Consider the following 22,099-nt stretch of genomic DNA (forward strand, 5'->3'; position numbering starts at 1 on the left):
GAAGAGGGCCATGAGGCCCTCTTTTTTTTGTGCTGAACACGCCACTCAGGAGGAGAAAGGTGACTATTCACTGCGAAAAATGTCAGCAGCCACTGCGGCTCAGCGACGGCGAATTTATCTGTGACCGCTGCAGTGCGCACTATCCGGCGCAGCCCGTCTGTCCGGACTGTCACCAGCCACTGACGGTACTGAAAGCCTGCGGTGCGGTCGACTATTTTTGTCAACATGGCCACGGATTGATCTCGCGCAGGCGGGTGCAGTTTCAGCCGTCTGCACCGTAAGATTTGGCTATGATTAAACGCACCGGTGAACCCGGCCCGCCCGCCGTTTTGTAGCAAAAATGCTATTACGTCGTAACAAATGAGTTGTATATGTTCACTCGGTTATGTACCAGGTGGTACAATCCTGCCGCGTCGTGGGAGGGGCCAGCCACATCTGTATGCTTCCGGCCCTCAGATTCTTACGGACGCGGGTCTGTTTATAATTGATTTGAAACAGAACGGGGCTCTGCGCAGAACGTTTAAGGCGCGGAGTCCGGACGGCACCTGTCCGGACGTTCTGTTTATTCAGGAGAGATAGTTTATGGCTGAAACATCCTCCCGCTCCGCCAGGGGGTTGGGAATCGCATCCGTGCTGCTCGGACTGGTGCTGCTTGCTACCGGTCTGTTCTTTGCAATCGGTGGCGGCAAACTGGTTGCGCTTGGCGGCAGCTGGTACTTTTTGATTGCAGGGATCGTCATCGTACTTTCCGCAATTCAGTTCTTCCGCCGCAAATCGTCGGCAGCGGTTCTTTTCCTGCTGGTCTTCATCGGCACGCTGATCTGGTCGCTTTTTGATGCCGGCCTGGATTTCTGGCCGCTGGTCTCACGCCTGATGGTGCCAGCCGGACTGACACTGCTGGCCTTCCTGATCTGGCCTTCACTGCGTAAGCATGAAGGTAAGCCCTCACTGGCAAAACCTTCCTATACCTTCTCCGCACTGCTGGCCGCAGGCATGGTGGTCATGCTGGTGCAGATGTTCCAGCCGCATCCTACCGTGGCTGGTAACGGTGAAGAGCTGCCGCTGATCCCGGTCGATAAAACCAAACAGCAGAAAGACTGGGATAACTACGGCAATACGCCGCAGGGCAGTCGCTTTGTGGCGCTGGACCAGATTACCCGCGACAACGTGAAGGATCTGAAAGTTGCCTGGACCTTCCGCACCGGTGACACCCCGGTCAGCCCGACCGGTAACGGCGCAGAAGATCAGCAGACGCCTTTGCAGATTGGCAACACGCTCTATCTCTGCACCCCACACAATAATGTGATTGCGGTGGAAGCGAACAGCGGTAAGCAGATCTGGAAACGCGAAATCAATGCGCAGGCTGAAGTCTGGCCGCGCTGCCGTGGTCTGGCTTACTTTGACGCGACGAAACCGCTGCAACAGCCGGACAAGTCGGGGTCAGTTCCGGTAACGGCCGTTACCCTGCCTGCCGGTGACACCTGTCAGCGTCGTATTCTGATGAACACCATCGACGCGCGTCTGATTGCCATCAACGCCGACAACGGTGAGTTCTGTGAAGACTTTGGCGATCACGGCATTGTCGATCTGAAAGCCGGCATCGGTAAGGCGCCAGACCCGCAGTATCAGCTGACCTCAGCCCCTACGCTGGCAGGCACCACTGTCGTGGTTGGCGGACGCGTGGCGGATAACGTACAGACCGATATGCCGGGCGGCGTGCTGCGTGGATTCGACGTTATCACCGGCAAGATGCGCTGGGCGTTTGACCCGGGCAACGTTGACCCGAATGCGATCCTGATGCCGGGCAAGGAGTACACCCGCAGTACGCCAAACTCCTGGGCACCGATGTCATACGATCCGACCATGAACACCGTGTTCATTCCGATGGGCAGCTCCTCTGTTGACCTCTGGGGCGCGAACCGTACTCCACTGGATCACAAATATGGCGCATCCGTGCTGGCGCTGGATGCCACCACCGGTAAAGAGAAGTGGGTCTATCAGACCGTGCATAACGATCTGTGGGACTTTGACCTGCCGATGCAGCCAAGCCTGATCGACTTCCCGCAGAAAGATGGCAGCACCACGCCAGCGGTGGTGATCGGTGGTAAAACCGGCATGATCTTTGTGCTCGACCGGATGACCGGTAAGCCTTTGACCAAAGTCGAAGAGCTGCCGATGCCGCAGGGCCATATCCCGAACGAGCAGTACACCAAAACTCAGCCACACTCGACCGGCATGCCGCAGATTGGCAACCAGACGCTGAAAGAGTCTGACATGTGGGGGGCAACGCCGTTTGATCAGCTGGCCTGCCGTGTTGCCTTTAAATCGATGCGTTATAACGGCCTGTTCACCGTGCCGGACACCGACAAGTCGCTGAGCTTCCCGGGCTCGCTGGGTGGAATGAACTGGGGCAGCATGTCGACTGACCCTAACAATCATCTGCTGTTCGTTAACGATATGCGTCTCGGCCTGTGGGTGCAGATGATCCCTGCTGACACCAATAGCATTTCACGTGGCAGCAACGGTGGCGAAGCGATCAACACCGGTATGGGTGCAGTACCGCTGAAAGGCACGCCGTACGCCGTAAACAAAAATCGCTTCATGTCTCCGCTGGGCATCCCTTGCCAGAAGCCGCCATTTGGTACGCTGTCGGCGATTGACATGAAAACCCAGAAAATCGTCTGGCAGGTACCGGTTGGTACCGTGCAGGACACCGGACCGTTTGGTATCAAAATGGGCGTGAAAATGCCGATTGGTATGCCGACGCTGGGCGGAACGCTGGCAACGCAGGGTGGCCTGGTCTTCATCGCCGGTACCCAGGATTACTATCTGCGCGCCTTTGATTCTTCAACCGGTAAAGAGGTGTGGAAAGCGCGCCTGCCGGTCGGCAGTCAGGGTGGCCCGATGAGCTACGTCTCACCGAAAGATGGTAAGCAGTACATCCTCATCTCGGCAGGTGGCGCACGTCAGTCACCGGACCGCGGTGATTACGTGATTGCTTACGCGCTGCCAGACAGCAAGTAACCATGCATAAGGAAAAGGGCCGACATTGTCGGCCCTTTTTTTGCTTATTTGCCGTCGCGCCACAGCGCCTGCAATTCGGGAGGGGCGACCTGTTCCGGGATCAGCAGCACAATGGTGCCGACCTCACGGCGGGTCGCATACTGGATCTGAATGCGAAAATAGCGCTGATCGCCACTGCCCACCTGCGCGGCTTTCTCCTCGGGTTCGCCCAGCGGCATCGCCTGTTCCAGCGCATGGCAGACGCGCTGTTTTTCAGGCGGTGGCAGATCGCCCAGCATAAAGCGACGCTCGGCGCGCAGCCCCGGAATAAAGGCCATGCCGCCTTCACGCGCGACGATGACCGTAGCGTCATCGGTGAGTTCGGGCAGTTCACTCATAGCACGCCAACCTCCTTCCACGCCTGTTCAATGGCACGGCCGACCGACGAATTAAAGCGCTTTTCACCATGCTGAACGGTGAAGCGGGCAAAGGTCTTAAAGTCCGCATCCTGAGGCAGCTCGTCGTCACACAGGGTGTCATACCAGGCGTAGCCTGCCTGCTCCCAGGCAAAGCCGCCCAGCGCGGTGGCCGCCAGATAAAATGCCCGGTTAGGAATACCGGAGTTGATGTGAACTCCGCCATTATCTTCACGGGTTTTCACATAGTCATCCATGTGCGCCGGTTGCGGATCTTTACCCAGCATCGGGTCATCGTAGGCGGTGCCGGGTTCTGACATTGAACGTAACCCGCGCCCATTGATGCCGCTTGCCAGCAGGCCTTCACCGATAATCCAGTCCGCCTCTTCGGCGCGCTGTTTCTTGCTGTACTGTTTGACCAGGGAGCCAAAGACGTCAGACAGGGACTCATTCAGTGCGCCAGCCTGCTCAAAGTAGATCAATCCGGCTTCATTTTCCGTGACGCCATGCGCGAGTTCATGTGCCACCACATCAATCGCAATGGTAAAGCGATTAAAAATTTCGCCGTCACCGTCACCAAATACCATCTGCTGTCCGTTCCAGAAGGCGTTCTGATATTTTTCCCCGTAATGGACGGTACCAAGCAGCTTCAGCCCCTGATTATCCAGCGAGTTACGCTGATAAGCCTGCCAGAAAAAGTCATAGGTCACGCCGAGGTAGTCCCAGGCTTCTTCAGCCGCCACATCATCGCTGGCGGGCTGGCCCTCCTGTCGAATCAGCTTACCGGGCAGGGTTTCTCTGCCCTGGGCATCATAAATTTCCCGGTCCACATGGCCGCCCGCAGCCGTTTTAGCCACGGCGGGCTTTTGCCAGTGTTCTGCCATCAGGTGCTGAACGTGGGTGAGGGTGCGACGCGCCTGCGCCTGCTGGTGACCTGAACCGTGAGCAATGATCTTACGAAGGATATAGGGAGGAATAACGCAGTAAGCCATCTGAAACTCCTTGGCAGCTGAGAAAGAGGTACCGGAGAGTATAGACCCGTCAGGCAGACAACTTTGACAGGCCATCTGAAACTCCCTGGCAGCAGAGATGTACCGGAGAGTACAGACCCGTCAGACAGACCACGTTGACAGGCCATCTGAAACGCTCTGGCAGCAGAGATGTACCAGAAAGTATAGACCGGTCACGGCGAATGCACGCGGTAAATGAGACCAGCCATAACTGGAAAGAAGGGCGATAAGAGCGGAGCGGGTCAGGAGGCGGTTTTGCGGCGACGCTTTTTCTCAGGCAGTAACTGTGTGACCTGGCTTTCGACCCAGCCATCATCCAGACGGGTGCGCAGCAGGTCGCCGCTCTGCAGCTGCGCCGTTTTTTTCACCACCTGTCCGGTGGTGTCGGTCGTGACGCTGAATCCGCGTGCCAGCGTGGCCAGGGGACTGACGCCCTCAAGTTGCGCTACCAGCTGACCAAACTGCTGTTTTCCGCTGCTCAGCTGAGTGGTCATACTCTGCTGCAGGCGGTAGTGCCAGCTTTGCAGCTGCTTCTGCGCTTCGAACAGGCGCTGCTGCGGCTGTTGGGCACTGAGCCGGTGCTGCAGGCGATCCTGCTGACGGGTAGCGTGACGCAGACGGGTTTCCATCGCATCCCCCAGACGCTGCTGCAGGCGGAAGAGGGCAGTCTGCTGGCGGGCCAGACGCAGCTGCGGATGCTGCTGCTGCAGGCGATGCTCCAGGCGGCTGTAAAGCCGCTGCTGGCGCGCCAGATAGTAATCCATCGCCATCTCCAGCCGCTGCTGCTGTGACTGCAGCTGACGCAGCAATTCAAGCTGATTGCGGCTGACAATTTCTGCTGCGGCCGACGGTGTGGGCGCGCGTAAATCTGCGACGAAGTCGGCAATGGTGACGTCGGTTTCGTGTCCGACTGCGCTGACGATGGGAATGCGGCTGGCAAAAATTGCGCGCGCTACCCGTTCGTCGTTAAAGCTCCACAAATCTTCCAGCGAACCGCCGCCGCGCCCGACAATTAACACGTCGCATTCATTGCGCAGGTTAGCGACTTCAATCGCCCGGACGATAGCCGCAGGCGCATCGACACCCTGCACGACAGTAGGATAGATGACCACAGGCAGGGAGGGATCGCGGCGATGCAGCACGCGTAACACATCGTGCAGGGCGGCGCCGGTCGCCGAGGTGATCACCCCGACCTGACGCGCTGGTTCCGGCAGCGGCTGCTTATGCTGCGGGTCGAACAATCCTTCGGACGACAGCTTTGCCTTCAGCAGTTCAAACTGCTGCTGCAACAGCCCTTCGCCCGCCGGATGCATACTCTCGGCAATCAGCTGATAGTCGCCACGAGGCTCGTAAAGGGTGATGCTGGCGCGTACCAGCACCTGCTGTCCGTGCTGCGGACGAAAAGTGACGCGACGATTGCTGTTGCGGAACATGGCGCAGCGCACCTGCGCGCCATCATCTTTCAGCGTGAAGTACCAGTGACCGGAAGCCGGCTGAGTGAAATTGGAGATCTCGGCGCTGATCCAGACCAGGCTCATCTCTTTCTCCAGCAGCTGACGCACTGTCGTATTGAGACGGCTGACGGTAAAAATATTGGCGTTGGATGGCAGCGACATGTGACGAAGATCAAATTCCAAATCAGCAGGTTAATTCACCGATACTACAGGGCTGCCAGTGCGGATCAAGAGTTTTTCGTAAATAATAGTGGAGGCAATCGATTACGGCCTGTATAATGCCGCGGCAATATTTTATCTAATCTCAATCACCCGAGGTGGAGTATTGCCATGTTAAGAATCGCTAAAGAAGCACTCACTTTTGACGACGTTCTGCTCGTTCCTGCTCACTCCACCGTCCTGCCTAATACGGCCGATCTCAGCACACAGCTGACCAAAAACATCCGTTTAAACATTCCTATGCTTTCCGCTGCCATGGACACCGTGACCGAAGCGGGTCTGGCAATTGCGCTGGCACAGGAAGGCGGCCTTGGCTTCATCCATAAAAATATGTCGATTGAACGCCAGGCGGACGAAGTGCGCAAGGTGAAGAAACATGAGAGCGGCGTCGTGACTGAACCGCAGACCGTACTGCCGACCACCCCACTGGCTGACGTCAAAGCGCTGACCGAGCGCAACGGCTTTGCAGGCTATCCGGTAGTTAACCGCGACAATGAACTGGTTGGTATCATCACCGGTCGTGACGTGCGCTTTGTGACCGATCTCTCCCAGCCTGTTTCTGCGGTTATGACCCCGAAAGACCGTCTGGTGACGGTGAAAGAGGGTGAAGCGCGTGATGTCGTGCTGCACAAAATGCATGAAAAACGTGTAGAGAAAGCGCTGGTCGTGGATGACAGCTTCCATCTGCTGGGCATGATCACCGTTAAAGACTTCCAGAAAGCCGAACGTAAGCCTAACGCCTGTAAAGATGCGCAGGGCCGTCTGCGTGTGGGTGCCGCTGTCGGTGCCGGTGCAGGCAACGAAGAGCGTATCGATGCGCTGGTTGCTGCGGGTGTTGACGTGCTGCTGATTGACTCTTCTCACGGTCACTCTGAAGGCGTGCTCTCCCGTATCCGTGAAACCCGTGCTAAATATCCGGACCTCGAAATTGTCGGCGGTAACGTCGCTACCGGTGCCGGCGCACTGGCACTGGTTGAGGCCGGCGTCAGCGCGGTCAAAGTCGGTATCGGCCCTGGCTCTATCTGTACCACCCGTATCGTCACCGGTGTCGGTGTTCCGCAGATCACCGCCGTCTCTGACGCCGTGACTGCACTGGAAGGCACCGGTATTCCGGTCATCGCCGATGGCGGTATCCGTTTCTCCGGTGATATCGCCAAAGCGATCGCGGCGGGAGCCTCCTGTGTCATGGTGGGTTCAATGCTGGCGGGCACCGAAGAGTCTCCGGGCGAGATCGAACTCTACCAGGGTCGTGCATTTAAATCCTATCGCGGCATGGGTTCACTGGGCGCGATGTCCAAAGGCTCTTCAGACCGTTACTTCCAGACCGATAACGCCGCTGACAAGCTGGTGCCGGAAGGCATCGAAGGCCGCGTGGCCTATAAAGGCCGTCTGAAAGAGATCGTCCATCAGCAGATGGGTGGACTGCGTTCTTGCATGGGCCTGACCGGTTGCCCGACCATTGATGACCTGCGCACTAAAGCGGAGTTTGTCCGCATCAGCGGCGCTGGCATCAATGAGAGTCACGTACATGATGTGACCATCACTAAAGAGTCACCGAACTACCGTATGGGCTCGTAATTCCGATTTCCCGCCCGGCTTCAGCCGGGCGCTTTTATTTATTAAGTCACCGTTCTGGAACCCCCTCAATGACGACGGAAAATATCCATAAGCATCGCATTCTGATTCTCGATTTCGGCTCGCAATATACTCAGCTGGTGGCACGCCGCGTGCGCGAGCTTGGCGTTTACTGTGAACTCTGGGCATGGGATGTGAGCGAAGAGCAGATTCGCCAGTTCAACCCAAGCGGCATCATCCTTTCCGGTGGCCCGGAGAGCACCACCGAACTGAACAGCCCGCGAGCGCCGGAATATGTCTTTAATGCTGGCGTGCCGGTCCTGGGCGTCTGCTACGGTATGCAGACCATGGCGATGCAGCTGGGCGGCGCCGTTGCCGGTTCAAACGAACGCGAGTTCGGTTATGCGCAGGTTGAAGTGACCACGCCAAGCGCTCTGGTTCGCGACATCGAAGATGCGATCAGCGCGGCCGGTAAACCGCTGCTGGATGTCTGGATGAGCCATGGCGATAAAGTCACCGCTATCCCGGCTGACTTCGTAACCGTTGCCAGCACCGAAACCTGTCCGTTTGCTATCATGGCGAACGAAGAGAAGCGTTTCTACGGCGTGCAGTTCCACCCGGAAGTGACCCATACCCGTCAGGGCCTGCGGATGCTTGAGCGCTTCATCATCGACATTTGTGAATGTGAAGCCCTGTGGACGCCAGCTAAAATCATCGAAGATGCGGTAGAACGTCTGCGTGAGCAGGTAGGAAATGACAAAGTTATCCTCGGTCTGTCTGGCGGTGTGGATTCATCGGTAACGGCGATGCTGCTGCACCGTGCCATTGGCGACCGTCTGACCTGCGTGTTTGTGGATAACGGTCTGCTGCGCCTGAACGAAGCGCAGCAGGTGATGGATATGTTTGGCGATCACTTTGGTCTCAACATCGTCCATGTCCCGGCTGAGCAGCGTTTCCTGGACGCACTGGCGGGTATTGATGAACCTGAAGCCAAGCGTAAAACCATTGGTCGCGTCTTTGTGGAAGTGTTTGACGAAGAAGCGCTGAAGCTGGAAGACGTTAAGTGGCTGGCGCAGGGCACCATCTATCCGGACGTGATTGAATCGGCGGCGTCAGCCACCGGTAAAGCGCACGTCATCAAGTCGCACCACAACGTTGGCGGCCTGCCGAAAGAGATGAAGATGGGCCTGGTTGAGCCGCTGAAAGAGCTGTTCAAAGACGAAGTGCGTAAGATTGGTCTGGAGCTGGGCCTGCCGTACGACATGCTGTTCCGCCATCCTTTCCCGGGCCCGGGTCTGGGCGTGCGCGTGCTGGGCGAAGTGAAGAAAGAGTATTGCGATCTGCTGCGTCGTGCCGATGCTATCTTCATCGAAGAGCTGCACAAAGCGGATCTCTACAACAAAGTCAGTCAGGCGTTCACCGTCTTCCTGCCGGTTCGCTCGGTCGGTGTGATGGGCGATGGCCGTAAATATGACTGGGTGGTTTCACTGCGCGCGGTGGAAACCATCGACTTTATGACCGCTCACTGGGCGCATCTGCCGTATGATTTCCTGGGCCGCGTCTCTAACCGTATCATCAATGAAATCAACGGGATCTCCCGCGTGGTGTATGACATCAGCGGTAAGCCACCGGCGACGATTGAGTGGGAATAATCGGCCTGTAGCCGGTTTACCCTGACGATGTTTAAGCCCGCTTCTCAGCGGGCTTTTTTTTGCCCTGGCTGCGCGCCGATCCGCCGTTTTAACCTTTCAGCACATCCGCACCCGAGCCTGGCGATTTTCTGTTCACTTTGCCGCAAATTGCGCTATTCTGCTGGTCAGCAAACGCACGTCGGGTTTCCTGTCTGACGCCCGCTTTTGACTCGCCGCTTTTACCGATTGTCCATATCTCAAAGCCGCCGCTTACGGAAACTGCCCGCACCGCAGGCGTTTCCTGATTCTGACGCCACCAGGAATGTTGTCATGCTCTCACTCAAAGTGTTCAGCCTGTTTTTTGTTGTCGTATTGCTGCTCTCTCTGGGAGCCAGTATCGCCCAGGCGACCCGTCACAGCGAAACCGCAGAGCGGGGCGGCTGGTGGTCGGCGCGACGCGATTCAGCCGGTATTGCGCCCGACCCACGCGCCTTCGCTAATCTGGCTATCGTGCAGGTCTATGCCGCGCCCACCTATGGCTGGAAAGGGCGGGTCGCGGTGCATCCCTGGATCATCTTCAAACGTGCCGGTGAAACGCACTACAATCGCTATGAAGTGATCAGCTGGGGCAGTGGCGATAAAGTGCGTCACAATACCAATCTTCCTGATGGCTACTGGTATGGTGCAAAACCGCGGCTGCTGGTGAACCATCGCGGACCCGAGGCAGAAGCGATGATCCCGCAGATTGAAGCGGCTATTCAATCCTATCCCTGGCCGACGACCTATCACGCGTGGCCGGGGCCCAACAGCAATACTTTCCTGGCGCACATTGGTCGCGAAGTCCCGGCCTTAAAACTCGATTTGCCTGCGAATGCCCTGGGCAAAGATTACCGGCCACTGTGGCGTCCGGTCGGGCTGCCGCCATCCGGGCGAGGGCTGCAGGTATCGGTTCTGGGTGTGGCGGGCGTCACGCTGGGAGCGGAAGAGGGGTTCGAAGTGAATCTGCTGGGTCTGAACATGGGCCTCGACTTTACCCCGTTCCGCCTGCGGTTGCCGTTTATTGGCGGGCTGGGTAACGACAACCTGCAGCAGGATAAGCCCTGATCGTCTGGCCCCGCTAACGGGGCCGGTTTGTTTCAGCACACGCCAAAATCGCCCTCTTCGTGATAGAGGTTAACGCTCTCTGCCTTCACTTCAATCTCTTTTTTGGTCGCATCATCCACCCGTGCGCAATACAGGGTGTCACCTTCAACGCGCAATACCTGCATTTTAGGGCCACCGGTTTTCGACTGAACAAAATCCTCTGCTTTAAACATAGTTTCTCCGTCGTGAGTCGTGATTGCTGCCAGCATCGCGCTGACATTTTTTGCGTAACGTTTTCCAGTGTAGATCCTGACCGTTTTACTGTGTGAAAAAGTCTGCGCATGCTCAGCCGTAAAAGAATATTTTTATCGGTTGTCAGTTGACAACTTATTAGTCCGGCGGGAGGATAGGGAGGACGTGCGTAAGGAGAGGCATATGGAATATTGTTTTACATTACGGTTCAGCCTGCCGGAAGGGCATACGCCGGCAGATGAGATGATGGAAGTGCTGGCCTCAGCCGGCTGTGACGATGCGCTGATCGGTCTGGGGATGCCGGGGCGAATCGCACTGGAGTTTACCCGGGACTCAGGCTCCGCGACGGAGGCACTGGCAGAGGCAGAAGCGGCGGTCCTGCACGCGATACCGGGTGCCACGCTGGTGGAAGCGGCGCCTGACTTTGTGGGACTGACTGATGTAGCCGAGCTGATCGGTATGTCGCGCCAGAACATGCGCAAGCTGATGCTCAGCCACCGCCCGCCATTTCCGCTGCCGGTGCATGACGGCAAAACCGCCATCTGGCACCTGGCGGATGTGCTGGAGTGGCTGAACCAGCGCGGTAACTATGTGCTGCCGGTGGCGATCCGGGAACTGGCGCAGGTGACGCGTCAGCGTAATCTCAGCGGGTCACTGCAACGCTACGGTCTCCACGGCTGAGGGTCAGTGCGTGGTCAGAAACAGCGTCGCCAGTCCCAGGAAGATAAAGAATCCGCCGGTGTCGGTGATGGCGGTAATCAGAACGCTGGAGCCGACGGCCGGATCGCGCTTCAGTCTGGTCATCACCAGCGGTACCAGCACGCCCATCAGCGCCGCCAGCAGCAGATTAAGCGCCATGGCCAGCATCATGACGCCGCCCAGCGCCATATTGTCATACATCAGCCAGGTGATGCCGCCCATGATGCCGCCCCAGAAGAGGCCGTTGATCAGCGCCACGCCCAGTTCACGGACGATCAGAAACGAGAAGTTCCCCGGCTCCACCTGATGCAGCGCCAGCGCGCGCACAATCATGGTGATCGTCTGGTTACCGGTATTGCCCCCGATCCCGGCCACAATCGGCATCAGTGTCGCGAGGGCGACGATTTGCGAAATGGTCCCTTCAAACAGCCCGATAACGCGTGAGGCAACAAAGGCGGTGCAGAGGTTGATCGCCAGCCAGGCCCAGCGTTTACGGACTGACTTATGCACCGGGGCAAAGACATCCTCTTCCTGACTGATACCACCCATCTTACGGATATTGCTTTCGTTTTCGGCGTTAACCAGGTCGATGATATCTTCAATGCTCACACGGCCAATCAGTTTTCCTTTTGCATCGGTAACGGCGGCAGAGATGAGGTTATAACGCTCAAAGGCGCTGGCGGCGTCTTCAGCCTTGTCATTAAGCTGGAAGGTGGTGGGGCGTGCGTTCATCACCTCGCTCACCAGCGTTTTGGGCTTATTCAGCAGGATATCGGTCAGCAGCAGTTCACCCAGCAGCTGATTATCTTTATTCGTGATGAAGAGCTTATCGGTGCCGCCCGGCATACTTTTGCGCTTGCGCAGGAAACGCTGCACCGTCGCCAGCGTGACATCTTCACGCACCGTCAGGATGTTGAAATCCATCACCCTGGCGACGCGGTCGCGGTCAAACTGCACCATGCTGAGCATCCGGGCGCGCAGGCCAGGTTCCACAGTGGCCAGCAGGCGTCCGGTCAGGTCACGCGGCAGATAGCGCGCCAGCCAGACCTGATCGTCGATATCCAGCGGCTGGATGGCGCGCAGGATATCGCGGTCGCTCATCTCCTCCGTGAGGCTGGCCCAGACCGTTTCTGACGCTTCGACCAGCACGTGACCGCGCCGCTCGTTTGGCACCAGCCGCCACAGCGCCTGGCGCTCCTCTTCCGGCAGGGCTTCGAGAATATCGGCAAGGTCAGCGGCATGCAGCTGAAGAATATCCTGTTCCAGCGCTTCACGCTGGGCCGCATTTTCACGTTGCTGTTCAGGCGGGCGATCGCCGGATTTCTCCAGCAGGGCATCAACCAGATCGTGTTCATTGAGCAGCAGCGTCAGAATGCGATGACGGGTTTCACTTAAATGTTGAGAGTGAGAGGCAGACACATTGGATCCCTTTAGTCTGAAAGCACCAGCACGAAGTGTAGCGTTTCGCCTGAAAAAGGGATGCAAAAAAGCGTCCGATCGGTCGGATAACGTTTTAAATTCAGTTCAGAAGGGGACTGTGCGTTAGCGGGTATCGCCTGATGTCACTGTAACCGGTCCAGGCGTCGCTTTCTGTTGCTGATGATGTTCGAAGGCAGCAGGCAGGATGAAAATAAGGCGACTAAAGAGAATGATAAAACTGATCAGCAACACGATGCGGGTCATGGTGCCGGTTTTCTGACGTCTTCGGGGAGAAATAGCGCTGTTCACGCGGGGTGGTTCCTGTAGTGACCCTCATCGGGGCGATTGCAATATTTAGTCACAGTCGCCCGATGAAATCAATCGCTGTTGAAAAAAACAGCAGATAATGATCAGTAACTCGCTTTCTGCGCCAGCAGCGTGGCAAAGCGGCAGGTGATGCGCTGGCCGTTTTCATCTTTACGGTGCAGCTGGCCGGGATGCTCGTTGTACTTCACGATGTGCCAGTTGCGATAGTAGTGACTGAGTTCACCCGATTTAAACGCAAAAGAGAAATCAGCCGGGCAGGGCATATCGTCCGTGTTCATCGCCGCCACAATCAGGTTAAAGCCATATTTCACCGTGCAGGCCTGCATATCCGCAATCAGCTGTGGAATGGTCTGCGGCTGCAGAAACATCATCACCACGGTCGACAGCACAAAGTCATAGCCGCCATTGAAGCGCGTCGTGTTCAGGTCATGCTGCGCGGTGTGGATACCGCTGAGGTTTTCCTGCGTCACAATCTCCTGCAGGCGCGCCAGACTTTGTGGATTGTGATCCCACGCCGTCACGTCAAATCCCTGCTGATTCAGAAACAGCGTGTTACGGCCCACGCCACAGCCAAGATCCAGCGCCTTGCCGACGGTGAGCTGGGGCAGCGCCGCAACCACTTCAGAGTGAGGCGGAGTCAGGCCATAGGTTTCGGCGAAGTAGTTTGCGCCTGAAAGCAGTGTGGTTGGTTGTGTCATAGTCATCAGTTCAGTTAAAAGGGCGCCAGGCGCCCGTAAGGTCAGGCTTCTTCTTTAAGGATCAGTTTCCATCCCGTCACGTCATTCCAGTAAACCTGCTCACGTTCGAGATCGAGCTGAACCAGGTTGTTCTGACTGAAATAGCCTGCCGGGAAGGTCAGCGTCCAGTGGCCGTCATCACACTTCAGGCTTAACGCATCCGGGCGCGTCGTGGCCTGGCGCTGATTATTGAGCAGCGTACCCAGGCGCAGCAGGAAAATCAGCGGGATAAACTGCTTTTTCTTGAACAGCGTGACGCGCGGCAACTCATCAAGTTTAATCGCTTTGCGATGGAATCTGACCAGCGCAGCCAGCAGCATCTGCTGATCCTGATTGAAACCGGGCAGGTTGGTGTTTTGCAGGATGTAGGCGGAATGGCGCTGCAGCGCGCTATGGTTAATGGTCAGGCCCACTTCATGCAGCATCGCCGCCCACTTCAGCAGCGCGGCCAGTTGCGGATTGGCCAGCTTTGGATTCTGCTCGCTCCACTGCACATAAAGCTGCTCGGTGGTGTCAAGCACGCGTCGCGCCTGATCGCTGTCGATGGCGTAGTGATTCGCCAGACTCTGTGCGGTCCGGCTGCGAATATCCTGATGGCGGAAGCGGCCTTCCATCTCATAGAGCACACCTTCACGCAGCGCACCGTCAGAGAGGCGCAGCTCGCGGATCGCCAGCGCATCAAATACGCCACAGAGAATCGCCAGTCCCGGCACGAAGACGTTTTTGCGCTCTTCAGAGAGGCCCGGCAGGCTCAGTGCCGCAAAGGATTTATGCTTCATTACCTCGTCATAGAGCTTGTCGAGACGCTCAGGGGTGATCAGCTTCTCTTTCTCATCCATCGCCTGCAGCACTTCACAGGCGGCTTTGATGGTTCCGGACGCCCCCAGCGCATATTTCCAGCCATGCAGACGATACTGCCACGCCAGCGTTTCCAGCTTCTGCGCGGCCGCTAAACGGGCACGACGGAAGTTTTCACGGCTGATTTCCCCCTTAGGGAAATAGAGCTGGGCGAAACTGACGCAGCCCATACGGCGGCTCTCAACCAGCTGCGGTTCAAAATCCTCGCCAATCACCAGCTCGGTCGAGCCGCCGCCGATGTCGATCACCAGCTTGCGGCCTTTTTCCGGCTGCGTATGCTCCACGCCCATAAAGATCAGACGCGCTTCTTCATGACCTGAAATCACCTCGATCGGGTAGGGGATCACCTCAGCCGCCCGCTGCAGGAAGGTTTCGGCGTTTACCGCCTCACGCAGCGTATGGGTGCCGACAATCGTCACGTTGCTCGGGCTGAACCCCTGCAGGCGCTCGGCGAACAGCGCCAGACAGGCTAAGCCGCGCTCCATCGCCTCTTCGCTGAGTTTGTGCTGAGCATCCAGCCCGTCAGCCAGATGGACGCGCTGCTTCAGGCGACCCAGCACCTGCATCGCACCGTCGACGACTCGCGCAATCACCATATGGAAACTGTTCGAGCCCAGGTCAATCGCCGCAAACTCCTGGGGTTTAGGCGTACTTTTATGAGAAATTGGCATAGGATTTAGTCAGGTTGTTCCAGTTTCTTGATGTAATCATAGATGGCCAGCTGCGAGCGCACTTTACGGCGATTGCCTCGCTGGACGTAATGGTTACTCAGCTCTTTGTCGACGATGCGGGCTTTCACCGTATCACTCAACTGAATGGCAATAATGTCGAGTATGCGCTGCCGGATGCGTGGATCGAGAATCGCCACCGCCACCTCGATACGGTAATCAATATTACGCGTCATCCAGTCAGCGGAGGAGAGGAACACCTTCTTATCGCCGCCATTCTCAAAAATATAGACGCGATCGTGTTCCAGATAGCGGTCAACAATACTGATGACGCGAATGTTCTCGCTGATCCCCGGCAGAGCCGGGATCAGTGAGCACATGCCACGCACCAGCAGATTGACTCTTACCCCTACGCTGGAGGCTGTATAAAGCCGATCAACCAGCCCTTTGTCCACCAGATTGTTTATTTTCAGAGTAATGCCGGAGGGCTTCTGCTGCTGGGCATTGGCGATTTCGGTGTCGATCAGTTCATACAGCATCCGGCGTGAGTTCTGCGGAGACACCATCAGGTGATCAAACGTCACGGGCCGGTAGGGGTTCTCAATAAAGTTGAACACCCGACGCACTTCGTTGGTGATACGCGCATCGGCGGTCAGCAGGGAGTAGTCCGTGTAGAGCCGGGCGGTCTTCTCGTTAAAGTTGCCGGTGCCGATATGGGCATAGCGCACAATCTCTTCCCCTTCACGGCGTGAAATCAGGAATAGCTTGGCGTGGATTTTCAGGCCAGGGGCGGAGAAAATCACATGCACACCGGCTTCGGTCAGGCGTTTAGCCCAGTAGATGTTGGCTTCTTCATCGAAGCGCGCCTGCAGCTCAACCACCACCGTGACCTTCTTACCGTTATACGCGGCGTGGATCATCGCATCCATGATGCGCGAGTGTTTGGCGACGCGGTAAATATTGATTTTGATCGCCAGCACGCTCGGGTCAAACGACGCCTGACGCAGCAGCTCCAGCACATGCTCAAAGGTGTGATAAGGATAATAGAGCAGCACGTCGCGGTCGCGGATCGCATCAAAGCCGTTGCGGTAGCCGTCGAAGCCGATGTGGCGGATCTGCGGCAGCGGACGATTTATCAGGTTGTTTTTGCCGACGTTCGGGAAGCCGATGAAATCTTTAAAGTTGTGATAGCGACCACCGGGCAGAATCGAATCGAAGTTAGAGATAGAGAGCTTGTGGCACAGCAGTTCAACCATCGCCTCCGGCATATCGCGCTGATAGACGAAACGCACCGGCTCTGCCGTCAGTCGCTGCTTCAGGCTGGAGGACATCAGCTCCAGCAGGCTCGACTCCATCTCCGTCACCAGATCGTACTCGGCGTCACGCGTCATTTTCATGGAATAGGCGTTGAGCGCGTCGTAGTCGTAAAAGCCTTTGAAAATATCATCCAGGCAGTAACGTAAAATGTTGTCGAGCAGGATCATCGGCTTACGGCGACGCGGTGGCTCAGCCGGAAGATTGATAAAGCGCGGCACCTTGTCGGACGGGATCTCCAGCAGCGCATAGCGGATGTCGTCACCCCGGATAATCTCGACCGCCAGGTAGGTGTAGTCATCTTTAAGAAATTCGGTCAGGTCGGTTTCATGGGTGATCAGAATCGGCGAGATGTGCTGACGCAGCTCATGCTTAAAGTAGTGACGCAGCCACGCCTGCTGATTGGGCGACAGCTGACGTTCGTTGATCAGGAAGATCTGGTTGCGCGCCATCTCCAGCAGCAGTTCGTTATAGAGGGCATCGAACTCCTGATCGGACTTCATCACCCGCTGCTGAATTTTCTTAAACAGATGACGTGGCGTACTGGCGGAACCCTGCTCTTCACCAATCAGAATACGGCGTTTCAGGTCGGCAAAACGCACTTTATAGAATTCATCGAGGTTGTTGGAGTAGATACCCAGAAAGCGCATCCGCTCAATCAGTGGATTGCTTTTATCTGCCGCTTCCTGCAAAACCCGTTCATTAAAGGATAACCAGCTCAATTCTTTTTCAATATAAAGCTTTACCTGACCCATTCTCACTCCATTTAGCGGTTGCAGGACTGAAGATCCAGTGTCCCTGAACATTATGGCGAGAGTATGGCAGCGTTGTCCAACGCCAGGAGTTGTCTTATCAACCCGCTACGGGCAACATAGCGGCTTATTTCAGCCTGCTGCCGGAACCGCATGAGCGTAAACCACATTCCTGTCCAATTCAGCGATCGTAAGCGTCGTGCCATTGACCGCCTGACGCGGCGGCTGGTTACCTGCTGCGGCGTGGCGATCCTGCTGCTGATGCTGCTGCTGTTCTGCTGGCTGATTGGAGTGGTACTGCCGCTGTTTACGGCGCCGGGTCTGCAAATCGCCTCCAGCCAGCAACTCTGGGATCGTGCGCCTGCATTAGCGATGGGCAATCAGGGCAAGGTCGGCTGGCGTATCAGCGATCGCGGCGCGGCGCGTTTTATTCCGCTGGATGGGCAGCCCGCAGAACCGGCACTGGCGCTGACGCCACCACCGGGTGCGATTGTGCAGAGTGCCGACGGGCAGACGCTGCTGCTCAATATTGAGGGAGCGCTGACGCTGCTGCAGCCCACAGCCGACCAGCAGTGGCGCTTTCCGCTGGGCGACAAACCCTTTCATCTACCCGCTGGCGCGGTGACGAAGATGGCGCTGGCAACCCGCCATGCCGATCAATGGCGTATCGCGGCGCTCACCCAGGCCGGACTTCAGGTGCTGACGATCGGCACCGATCGTCAGGCTGCTATTCTCTCGCTGCCTCAGCATCAGCTTGATCTGCTGGCGCTTTCACCGACAGGCGATCTGCTCTACACCACGGAAGGCAATCTGCTGCGCGTCTGGCAGCTGGGTGATGCACAGGCGTCATTACGCGAAACGCACACCCTGCCGCAGCCGCCGCAAAGCCTGCACCTGCTGGTGGGCGGTGCAAGCCTGCTGATTCAGGATCGCAGCGGCGTGACACAGTGGTTTGCTGTGGCCGGCGAGCAGGGGCCGCGCCTGCAGCGCATAAAGACCTTCGCGGAAAGCGACGGTGAGACGCTTCTGGTGACGGAGCCGCACCGTCGCGTGTTCGCCACACTCAGCAGGCAGGGCCTGCTGCGGCTGTTCGCCAGCAAGCAGAGCGGCCCGATACTGGAGCGTCAGCTGGCGCCCGGCATCGTACAGGCGCAGTTTTCACCCCGCGGCGACAGCCTGCTGATTGAGCGGCCCGGACACTGGCAGATGCTGCGGCTCGATAACCCGTGGCCCGACGTCACGTGGCGTAATTTCTGGCAGAAAATCTGGTATGAGAACTATCCCGCGCCGGACTGGGTCTGGCAGTCGACCGCCGCGGGCGACGGCTATCAGGCAAAGTTCAGTCTGGTGCCGATGGTGACGGGCACGCTGAAAGCGGCCGGGTTAGCGCTGCTGTTTGCCACGCCACTGGCGCTGGCCGCCGCCATGTACACCGCGTGGTTTATGGCCCCCGGCCTGCGACGCTGGGTGAAACCGGCGATTGAGATGATGGGGGCGCTGCCGAGTGTGGTGGTCGGGCTGATTGCCGGACTCTGGCTGGCACCGCACATCGGGCAGGCCCTGCTGGGGGTGCTGCTGCTGCCGCTCACCCTGGCGGGCGCGCTGCTGCTGTGCGGGGTATTCAGCGCCCGCTTACCGCCGCGCTGGCGTCAGCCCGGTCGCGAAGTGCTGATTCTGCTGCCGCTGCTGCTGTCAGTGACGCTGCTGACGCTGTGGCTGCCCGCTCGATTTATGCCGGATGCCGGCGACTGGCTGCCGCATTATGAACAGCGAAATCTGCTGGTGGCCGCGCTGGCGATGGGCTTTGCGCTGGTGCCGCTGATCTTTACCCTCTCGGAAGATGCGCTCTTCAGCGTCCCCGCGGCGCTGGGACAGGGCTCGCTGGCGCTGGGCGCGACGCCGTGGCAGACGCTGACCCGCGTGGTGCTGCCCGGTGCCTCTGCCGGTATTTTTGCCGCGCTAATGGTCGGTCTGGGGCGCGCCGTGGGAGAAACCATGATTCTGCTGATGGCGACCGGTAACACGCCGCAAAGTGAAGGGGGCCTGTTCAGCGGCCTGCGCGCGCTGTCCGCCAATATCGCTATCGAGATGCCGGAAGCGGCGGCGGGCAGTGCCCACTACCGGGTGCTGTTTCTCAGCGCTCTGCTGCTGCTGCTGTTTACGCTGGTTATCAACACCATTGCAGAGCTGATCCGTCAGCGGCTGCGTCAGCGATACAGTCAGCAGGAGGAGCAAGCATGAAGATGATGCGCCAGAACGATCGCTGGCGGTGGTTAACCGCTGGCGCGGTAGCCGTCTGCCTGCTCGCCTTTACGCTGCTGATTGGTTTGCTGGCCTGGCAGGGGGTGCGTGCCTTCTGGCCGCAGCGCGTTGACCTTTACAGCTTCACCCAGCCGGACGGCGGCGAGACGCGCCTGCTGGGTGAAACGCTGGAGCATCAGCGGCACTTTCCCGCCCCGGCCGATGAGCAGGGCAACCAGGGTGAGAAGGTTCATCGCTATCTGATTAAGACCGGTAACCGGGAGTGGGATGCGCCCGATTTCCGCGTGGTTTACAGCCGTCAGGCGGCGCAGGTCACTCAGCCCGCCGATGTCATGGTGCTGCAGCGGCGCGGCCACGGTCAGGCCTATGGCTGGTTTGTCGGGCTGCGTGAAGACAATGAAGAGTTAACCGCCAGAGACCCGGATGCGCTGCTGCATCAACGGCTCGGGCAGGTGCAGACCCTGGTGCGCCAGGCCAGCCAGATCCGCCGGGTCGATATGGCGCGTCTCAACAGCCAGCGGGAGCAGTTAGACGAGCAGGCGGAGGCACGACGGGCCGCCGGACGCTTTGATTTGCAGACTGAGTCGGAATTTCAGGCCAATCAGGCCGCCCTGCAGCGCCGTTTCAATCAGCTGAGTGAGACGCTGGCCTCTCTGCAGCAGCAGAGTCAGCGCGATCTGCTGATCCTGCGGGATGTGCACGGCACCGAACATGCGATTCCGCTGACCGACATTGTGGACAGCTGGAAGCCCAATGCGATGACGCCAGGCGGCAAAATGCTGCATTTCCTGCATCAGCTGTGGCGCTTCGTCAGCGACTCCCCTGCGGAGGGCGAGAGTGAATCGGGCGCGTTTCCGGCCATTTTCGGCACCGTGCTGATGGTGCTGCTGATGTCGGTGGTGGTGATGCCGCTGGGTGTGATCGCGGCAATCTGGCTGCATGAATATGCCGGACGTCATGCGCTGACCCGGCTGGTGCGTATTGCGGTGGTCAATCTGGCGGGCGTCCCCTCGATTGTCTATGGCGTCTTTGGCCTGGGCTTTTTCGTCTGGCTGGTGGGCGGCACGATCGACCAGCTCTTCTTCGCCAGCGCGCTGCCCAATCCGACGTTTGGCACGCCAGGGCTGCTGTGGGCCTCACTGACGCTGGCGTTACTGACGCTGCCGGTGGTCATTGTCGCGACCGAAGAGGGGCTGTCCCGTATTCCCAACAGTCTGCGACAGGGTTCGCTGGCGCTGGGCGCAACGCAGGCGGAAACCCTGTGGAATGTGGTGCTGCCTATGGCGGTGCCCGCGATGCTGACCGGCCTGATCCTGGCGGTGGCGCGGGCGGCCGGGGAAACCGCACCGCTGATGCTGGTGGGGGTAGTAAAAATGGTGCCGGAGCTGCCGGTAGACGCGGTGTTTCCTTATCTGCATCTGGATCGCAAGTTTATGCATCTGGGCTTCCAGATTTACGATCTGGCGTTTCAGAGCCCGAATATTGAAGCTGACCGGCCGCTGGTGTTTGCCACCGCGCTGCTGCTGGTGCTGATTATTCTGTCGCTTAATCTGCTGGCGATGGCCCTGCGTCACCGTCTGCGTGAACGCTATCGCCTTATGACTCAATAACAGGCTATGACTATGACGTCCGACACGGATATGGCGCTTACCGTTAACCATCTGTCGCTGTGGTATGGCGAGCGCCAGGCGCTGCAGGATATTTCGCTGCAGGTGCCGAAAAACAGGATCACCGCGCTGATTGGTCCCTCAGGCTGTGGTAAATCGACGCTGCTGCGCTGCTTTAACCGCATGAATGATGTGATCGATCACTGCCGGGTTGAGGGAGAGGTGCTGCTGGGCTCGCTGCCGATACTGCGACCGGAGCAGGATCTCTCCGCGCTGCGGCGTCGGGTCGGGATGGTGTTTCAGCGGCCGAATCCGTTTCCCAAGTCGATCTATGAGAATGTGGTTTACGGGCTGCGCCTGCAGGGGGTTCGCGACCGGCGGGTGCTGAACGAAGCCTGTGAGCGTGCGCTGCGTGCGGCGGCGCTCTGGGGCGAGGTGAAAGATCAGCTGTCTCAGAATGCGCTGGCGCTCTCGACCGGACAGCAGCAGCGGCTGGTGATTGCCCGCGCTATTGCGATTGAACCGGAGGTTCTGCTGCTGGATGAACCGACCTCTGCGCTGGACCCTATTTCGACGCTGGTGATTGAAGAGCTGATGACCACGCTGAAGCAGCATTTCACGCTGGTGCTGGTGACACACAACATGCAGCAGGCCTCTCGCGTGTCAGATTACACCGCGTTTATGCATCAGGGCGTGCTGGTGGAGTTTGATGAGACCGACCGTATCTTCACCGCGCCGAAACAGCGCCGGACCGAAGATTATATTACGGGGCGTTACGGCTGAGTCCGCAACGGGAAAGGGGCGCTCTGTCAC

At 58.1% G+C, this 22,099-nt stretch carries 18 protein-coding genes; 9 read left to right on the plus strand and 9 right to left on the minus strand.

Translation table 11 applies throughout. The annotated features are described in order from the left end of the window. Window positions 1-59: 59 nt before the first annotated feature. Together HFD97_RS17055 and HFD97_RS17060 are read left to right on the plus strand one after the other, a co-directional pair. Complete coding sequence (locus tag HFD97_RS17055; protein ID WP_140029707.1) at window positions 60-281, plus strand: zinc ribbon domain-containing protein; 222 nt, start codon at window positions 60-62, stop codon at window positions 279-281. Between the two features lie 301 nt (window positions 282-582). Then, complete coding sequence (locus HFD97_RS17060; RefSeq protein WP_167431285.1) at window positions 583-3,024, plus strand: glucose/quinate/shikimate family membrane-bound PQQ-dependent dehydrogenase; 2,442 nt, start codon at window positions 583-585, stop codon at window positions 3,022-3,024. 44 nt (window positions 3,025-3,068) lie between these two features. On the opposite strand, the gene HFD97_RS17065 is transcribed toward HFD97_RS17060, so the two are convergent. The 3 genes from HFD97_RS17065 to xseA all read right to left on the minus strand — a co-directional run bounded on the left by HFD97_RS17065 (window position 3,069) and on the right by xseA (window position 6,045). Next, entirely contained in the window at window positions 3,069-3,401 is a 333-nt protein-coding gene (locus HFD97_RS17065) for a protealysin inhibitor emfourin (RefSeq protein WP_009088741.1), read from the minus strand. Then, window positions 3,398-4,411 (minus strand): M4 family metallopeptidase, encoded by a 1,014-nt coding sequence (locus tag HFD97_RS17070; protein ID WP_009088742.1) that lies wholly within the window; start codon window positions 4,409-4,411, stop codon window positions 3,398-3,400. Before HFD97_RS17070 ends, HFD97_RS17065 begins: the two co-directional genes overlap by 4 nt. A gap of 260 nt (window positions 4,412-4,671) precedes the next feature. Further along, window positions 4,672-6,045, minus strand: a complete 1,374-nt coding sequence (gene xseA / locus HFD97_RS17075) for an exodeoxyribonuclease VII large subunit (protein ID WP_167431286.1) — start codon at window positions 6,043-6,045, stop codon at window positions 4,672-4,674. Window positions 6,046-6,213: 168 nt separating this feature from the next. Between xseA and guaB the strand changes: the two genes are divergently transcribed. The 3 genes from guaB (at window position 6,214) to HFD97_RS17090 (ending at window position 10,412) form a co-directional block, all read left to right on the plus strand. After that, complete coding sequence (gene guaB, locus HFD97_RS17080; protein ID WP_009088747.1) at window positions 6,214-7,680, plus strand: IMP dehydrogenase; 1,467 nt, start codon at window positions 6,214-6,216, stop codon at window positions 7,678-7,680. A gap of 68 nt (window positions 7,681-7,748) precedes the next feature. Then, the gene (gene guaA / locus HFD97_RS17085; RefSeq protein ID WP_009088749.1) at window positions 7,749-9,329 is read left to right on the plus strand and encodes a glutamine-hydrolyzing GMP synthase; all 1,581 of its coding nucleotides are present in this window, start codon (window positions 7,749-7,751) and stop codon (window positions 9,327-9,329) included. Between the two features lie 309 nt (window positions 9,330-9,638). Beyond that, window positions 9,639-10,412 (plus strand): DUF3750 domain-containing protein, encoded by a 774-nt coding sequence (locus HFD97_RS17090; protein ID WP_150028945.1) that lies wholly within the window; start codon window positions 9,639-9,641, stop codon window positions 10,410-10,412. Window positions 10,413-10,444: 32 nt separating this feature from the next. Here HFD97_RS17090 and HFD97_RS17095 read toward each other — a convergent pair whose 3' ends face one another. Continuing rightward, the gene (locus HFD97_RS17095; protein ID WP_009088756.1) at window positions 10,445-10,624 is read right to left on the minus strand and encodes a hypothetical protein; all 180 of its coding nucleotides are present in this window, start codon (window positions 10,622-10,624) and stop codon (window positions 10,445-10,447) included. A 202-nt stretch (window positions 10,625-10,826) separates the two neighbouring features. On the opposite strand from HFD97_RS17095, the gene HFD97_RS17100 reads away from it, so the two are divergent. Next, complete coding sequence (locus HFD97_RS17100) at window positions 10,827-11,324, plus strand: AlpA family transcriptional regulator (protein WP_167431287.1); 498 nt, start codon at window positions 10,827-10,829, stop codon at window positions 11,322-11,324. 3 nt (window positions 11,325-11,327) lie between these two features. Here HFD97_RS17100 and mgtE read toward each other — a convergent pair whose 3' ends face one another. The 5 genes from mgtE to ppk1 all read right to left on the minus strand — a co-directional run bounded on the left by mgtE (window position 11,328) and on the right by ppk1 (window position 17,420). Continuing rightward, window positions 11,328-12,761 carry a magnesium transporter gene (gene mgtE / locus HFD97_RS17105; protein ID WP_140923072.1) on the minus strand — a complete coding sequence of 478 codons (1,434 nt, stop codon included), beginning with the start codon at window positions 12,759-12,761 and terminating at the stop codon, window positions 11,328-11,330. Window positions 12,762-12,884: 123 nt separating this feature from the next. Further along, window positions 12,885-13,070 carry a YfgG family protein gene (locus tag HFD97_RS17110; protein ID WP_033736145.1) on the minus strand — a complete coding sequence of 62 codons (186 nt, stop codon included), beginning with the start codon at window positions 13,068-13,070 and terminating at the stop codon, window positions 12,885-12,887. A 101-nt stretch (window positions 13,071-13,171) separates the two neighbouring features. After that, the gene (tehB, locus tag HFD97_RS17115) at window positions 13,172-13,786 is read right to left on the minus strand and encodes a tellurite resistance methyltransferase TehB (protein ID WP_009088764.1); all 615 of its coding nucleotides are present in this window, start codon (window positions 13,784-13,786) and stop codon (window positions 13,172-13,174) included. 41 nt (window positions 13,787-13,827) lie between these two features. Then, window positions 13,828-15,354 carry an exopolyphosphatase gene (ppx, locus tag HFD97_RS17120; RefSeq protein ID WP_009088767.1) on the minus strand — a complete coding sequence of 509 codons (1,527 nt, stop codon included), beginning with the start codon at window positions 15,352-15,354 and terminating at the stop codon, window positions 13,828-13,830. A gap of 5 nt (window positions 15,355-15,359) precedes the next feature. Further along, window positions 15,360-17,420, minus strand: a complete 2,061-nt coding sequence (gene ppk1 / locus HFD97_RS17125; RefSeq protein WP_167431288.1) for a polyphosphate kinase 1 — start codon at window positions 17,418-17,420, stop codon at window positions 15,360-15,362. Window positions 17,421-17,570: 150 nt separating this feature from the next. On the opposite strand from ppk1, the gene HFD97_RS17130 reads away from it, so the two are divergent. Genes HFD97_RS17130 through pstB form a run of 3 tightly spaced genes read left to right on the plus strand, consistent with a single transcriptional unit; the run spans window position 17,571 to window position 22,069 of the window. Continuing rightward, window positions 17,571-19,658 (plus strand): ABC transporter permease subunit, encoded by a 2,088-nt coding sequence (locus tag HFD97_RS17130; RefSeq protein WP_150028943.1) that lies wholly within the window; start codon window positions 17,571-17,573, stop codon window positions 19,656-19,658. Then, window positions 19,655-21,289: a phosphate ABC transporter permease PstA gene (pstA, locus tag HFD97_RS17135; protein ID WP_150028942.1), complete on the plus strand. Its 1,635-nt coding sequence runs from the start codon at window positions 19,655-19,657 to the stop codon at window positions 21,287-21,289. Before HFD97_RS17130 ends, pstA begins: the two co-directional genes overlap by 4 nt. 12 nt (window positions 21,290-21,301) lie before the next feature. Further along, window positions 21,302-22,069 carry a phosphate ABC transporter ATP-binding protein PstB gene (gene pstB, locus HFD97_RS17140; RefSeq protein ID WP_150028941.1) on the plus strand — a complete coding sequence of 256 codons (768 nt, stop codon included), beginning with the start codon at window positions 21,302-21,304 and terminating at the stop codon, window positions 22,067-22,069. Window positions 22,070-22,099: the final 30 nt, after the last annotated feature.

Origin of the sequence: Pantoea sp. EKM103V (genome assembly GCF_011800365.1) — a bacterium.
GTDB lineage: Bacteria > Pseudomonadota > Gammaproteobacteria > Enterobacterales > Enterobacteriaceae > Pantoea > Pantoea anthophila.

Bases quoted from the DNA above. Each gene is read 5' to 3' on its own strand.
- HFD97_RS17060 (WP_167431285.1), top strand. From the start codon at position 583: ATGGCTGAAACATCCTCCCGCTCCGCCAGGGGGTTGGGAATCGCATCC.
- HFD97_RS17065 (WP_009088741.1), bottom strand. From the start codon at position 3,401: ATGAGTGAACTGCCCGAACTCACCGATGACGCTACGGTCATCGTCGCG.
- HFD97_RS17070 (WP_009088742.1), bottom strand. From the start codon at position 4,411: ATGGCTTACTGCGTTATTCCTCCCTATATCCTTCGTAAGATCATTGCT.
- xseA (WP_167431286.1), bottom strand. From the start codon at position 6,045: ATGTCGCTGCCATCCAACGCCAATATTTTTACCGTCAGCCGTCTCAAT.
- guaB (WP_009088747.1), top strand. From the start codon at position 6,214: ATGTTAAGAATCGCTAAAGAAGCACTCACTTTTGACGACGTTCTGCTC.
- guaA (WP_009088749.1), top strand. From the start codon at position 7,749: ATGACGACGGAAAATATCCATAAGCATCGCATTCTGATTCTCGATTTC.
- HFD97_RS17090 (WP_150028945.1), top strand. From the start codon at position 9,639: ATGCTCTCACTCAAAGTGTTCAGCCTGTTTTTTGTTGTCGTATTGCTG.
- HFD97_RS17095 (WP_009088756.1), bottom strand. From the start codon at position 10,624: ATGTTTAAAGCAGAGGATTTTGTTCAGTCGAAAACCGGTGGCCCTAAA.
- HFD97_RS17100 (WP_167431287.1), top strand. From the start codon at position 10,827: ATGGAATATTGTTTTACATTACGGTTCAGCCTGCCGGAAGGGCATACG.
- tehB (WP_009088764.1), bottom strand. From the start codon at position 13,786: ATGACACAACCAACCACACTGCTTTCAGGCGCAAACTACTTCGCCGAA.
- ppx (WP_009088767.1), bottom strand. From the start codon at position 15,354: ATGCCAATTTCTCATAAAAGTACGCCTAAACCCCAGGAGTTTGCGGCG.
- ppk1 (WP_167431288.1), bottom strand. From the start codon at position 17,420: ATGGGTCAGGTAAAGCTTTATATTGAAAAAGAATTGAGCTGGTTATCC.
- HFD97_RS17130 (WP_150028943.1), top strand. From the start codon at position 17,571: ATGAGCGTAAACCACATTCCTGTCCAATTCAGCGATCGTAAGCGTCGT.
- pstA (WP_150028942.1), top strand. From the start codon at position 19,655: ATGAAGATGATGCGCCAGAACGATCGCTGGCGGTGGTTAACCGCTGGC.
- pstB (WP_150028941.1), top strand. From the start codon at position 21,302: ATGACGTCCGACACGGATATGGCGCTTACCGTTAACCATCTGTCGCTG.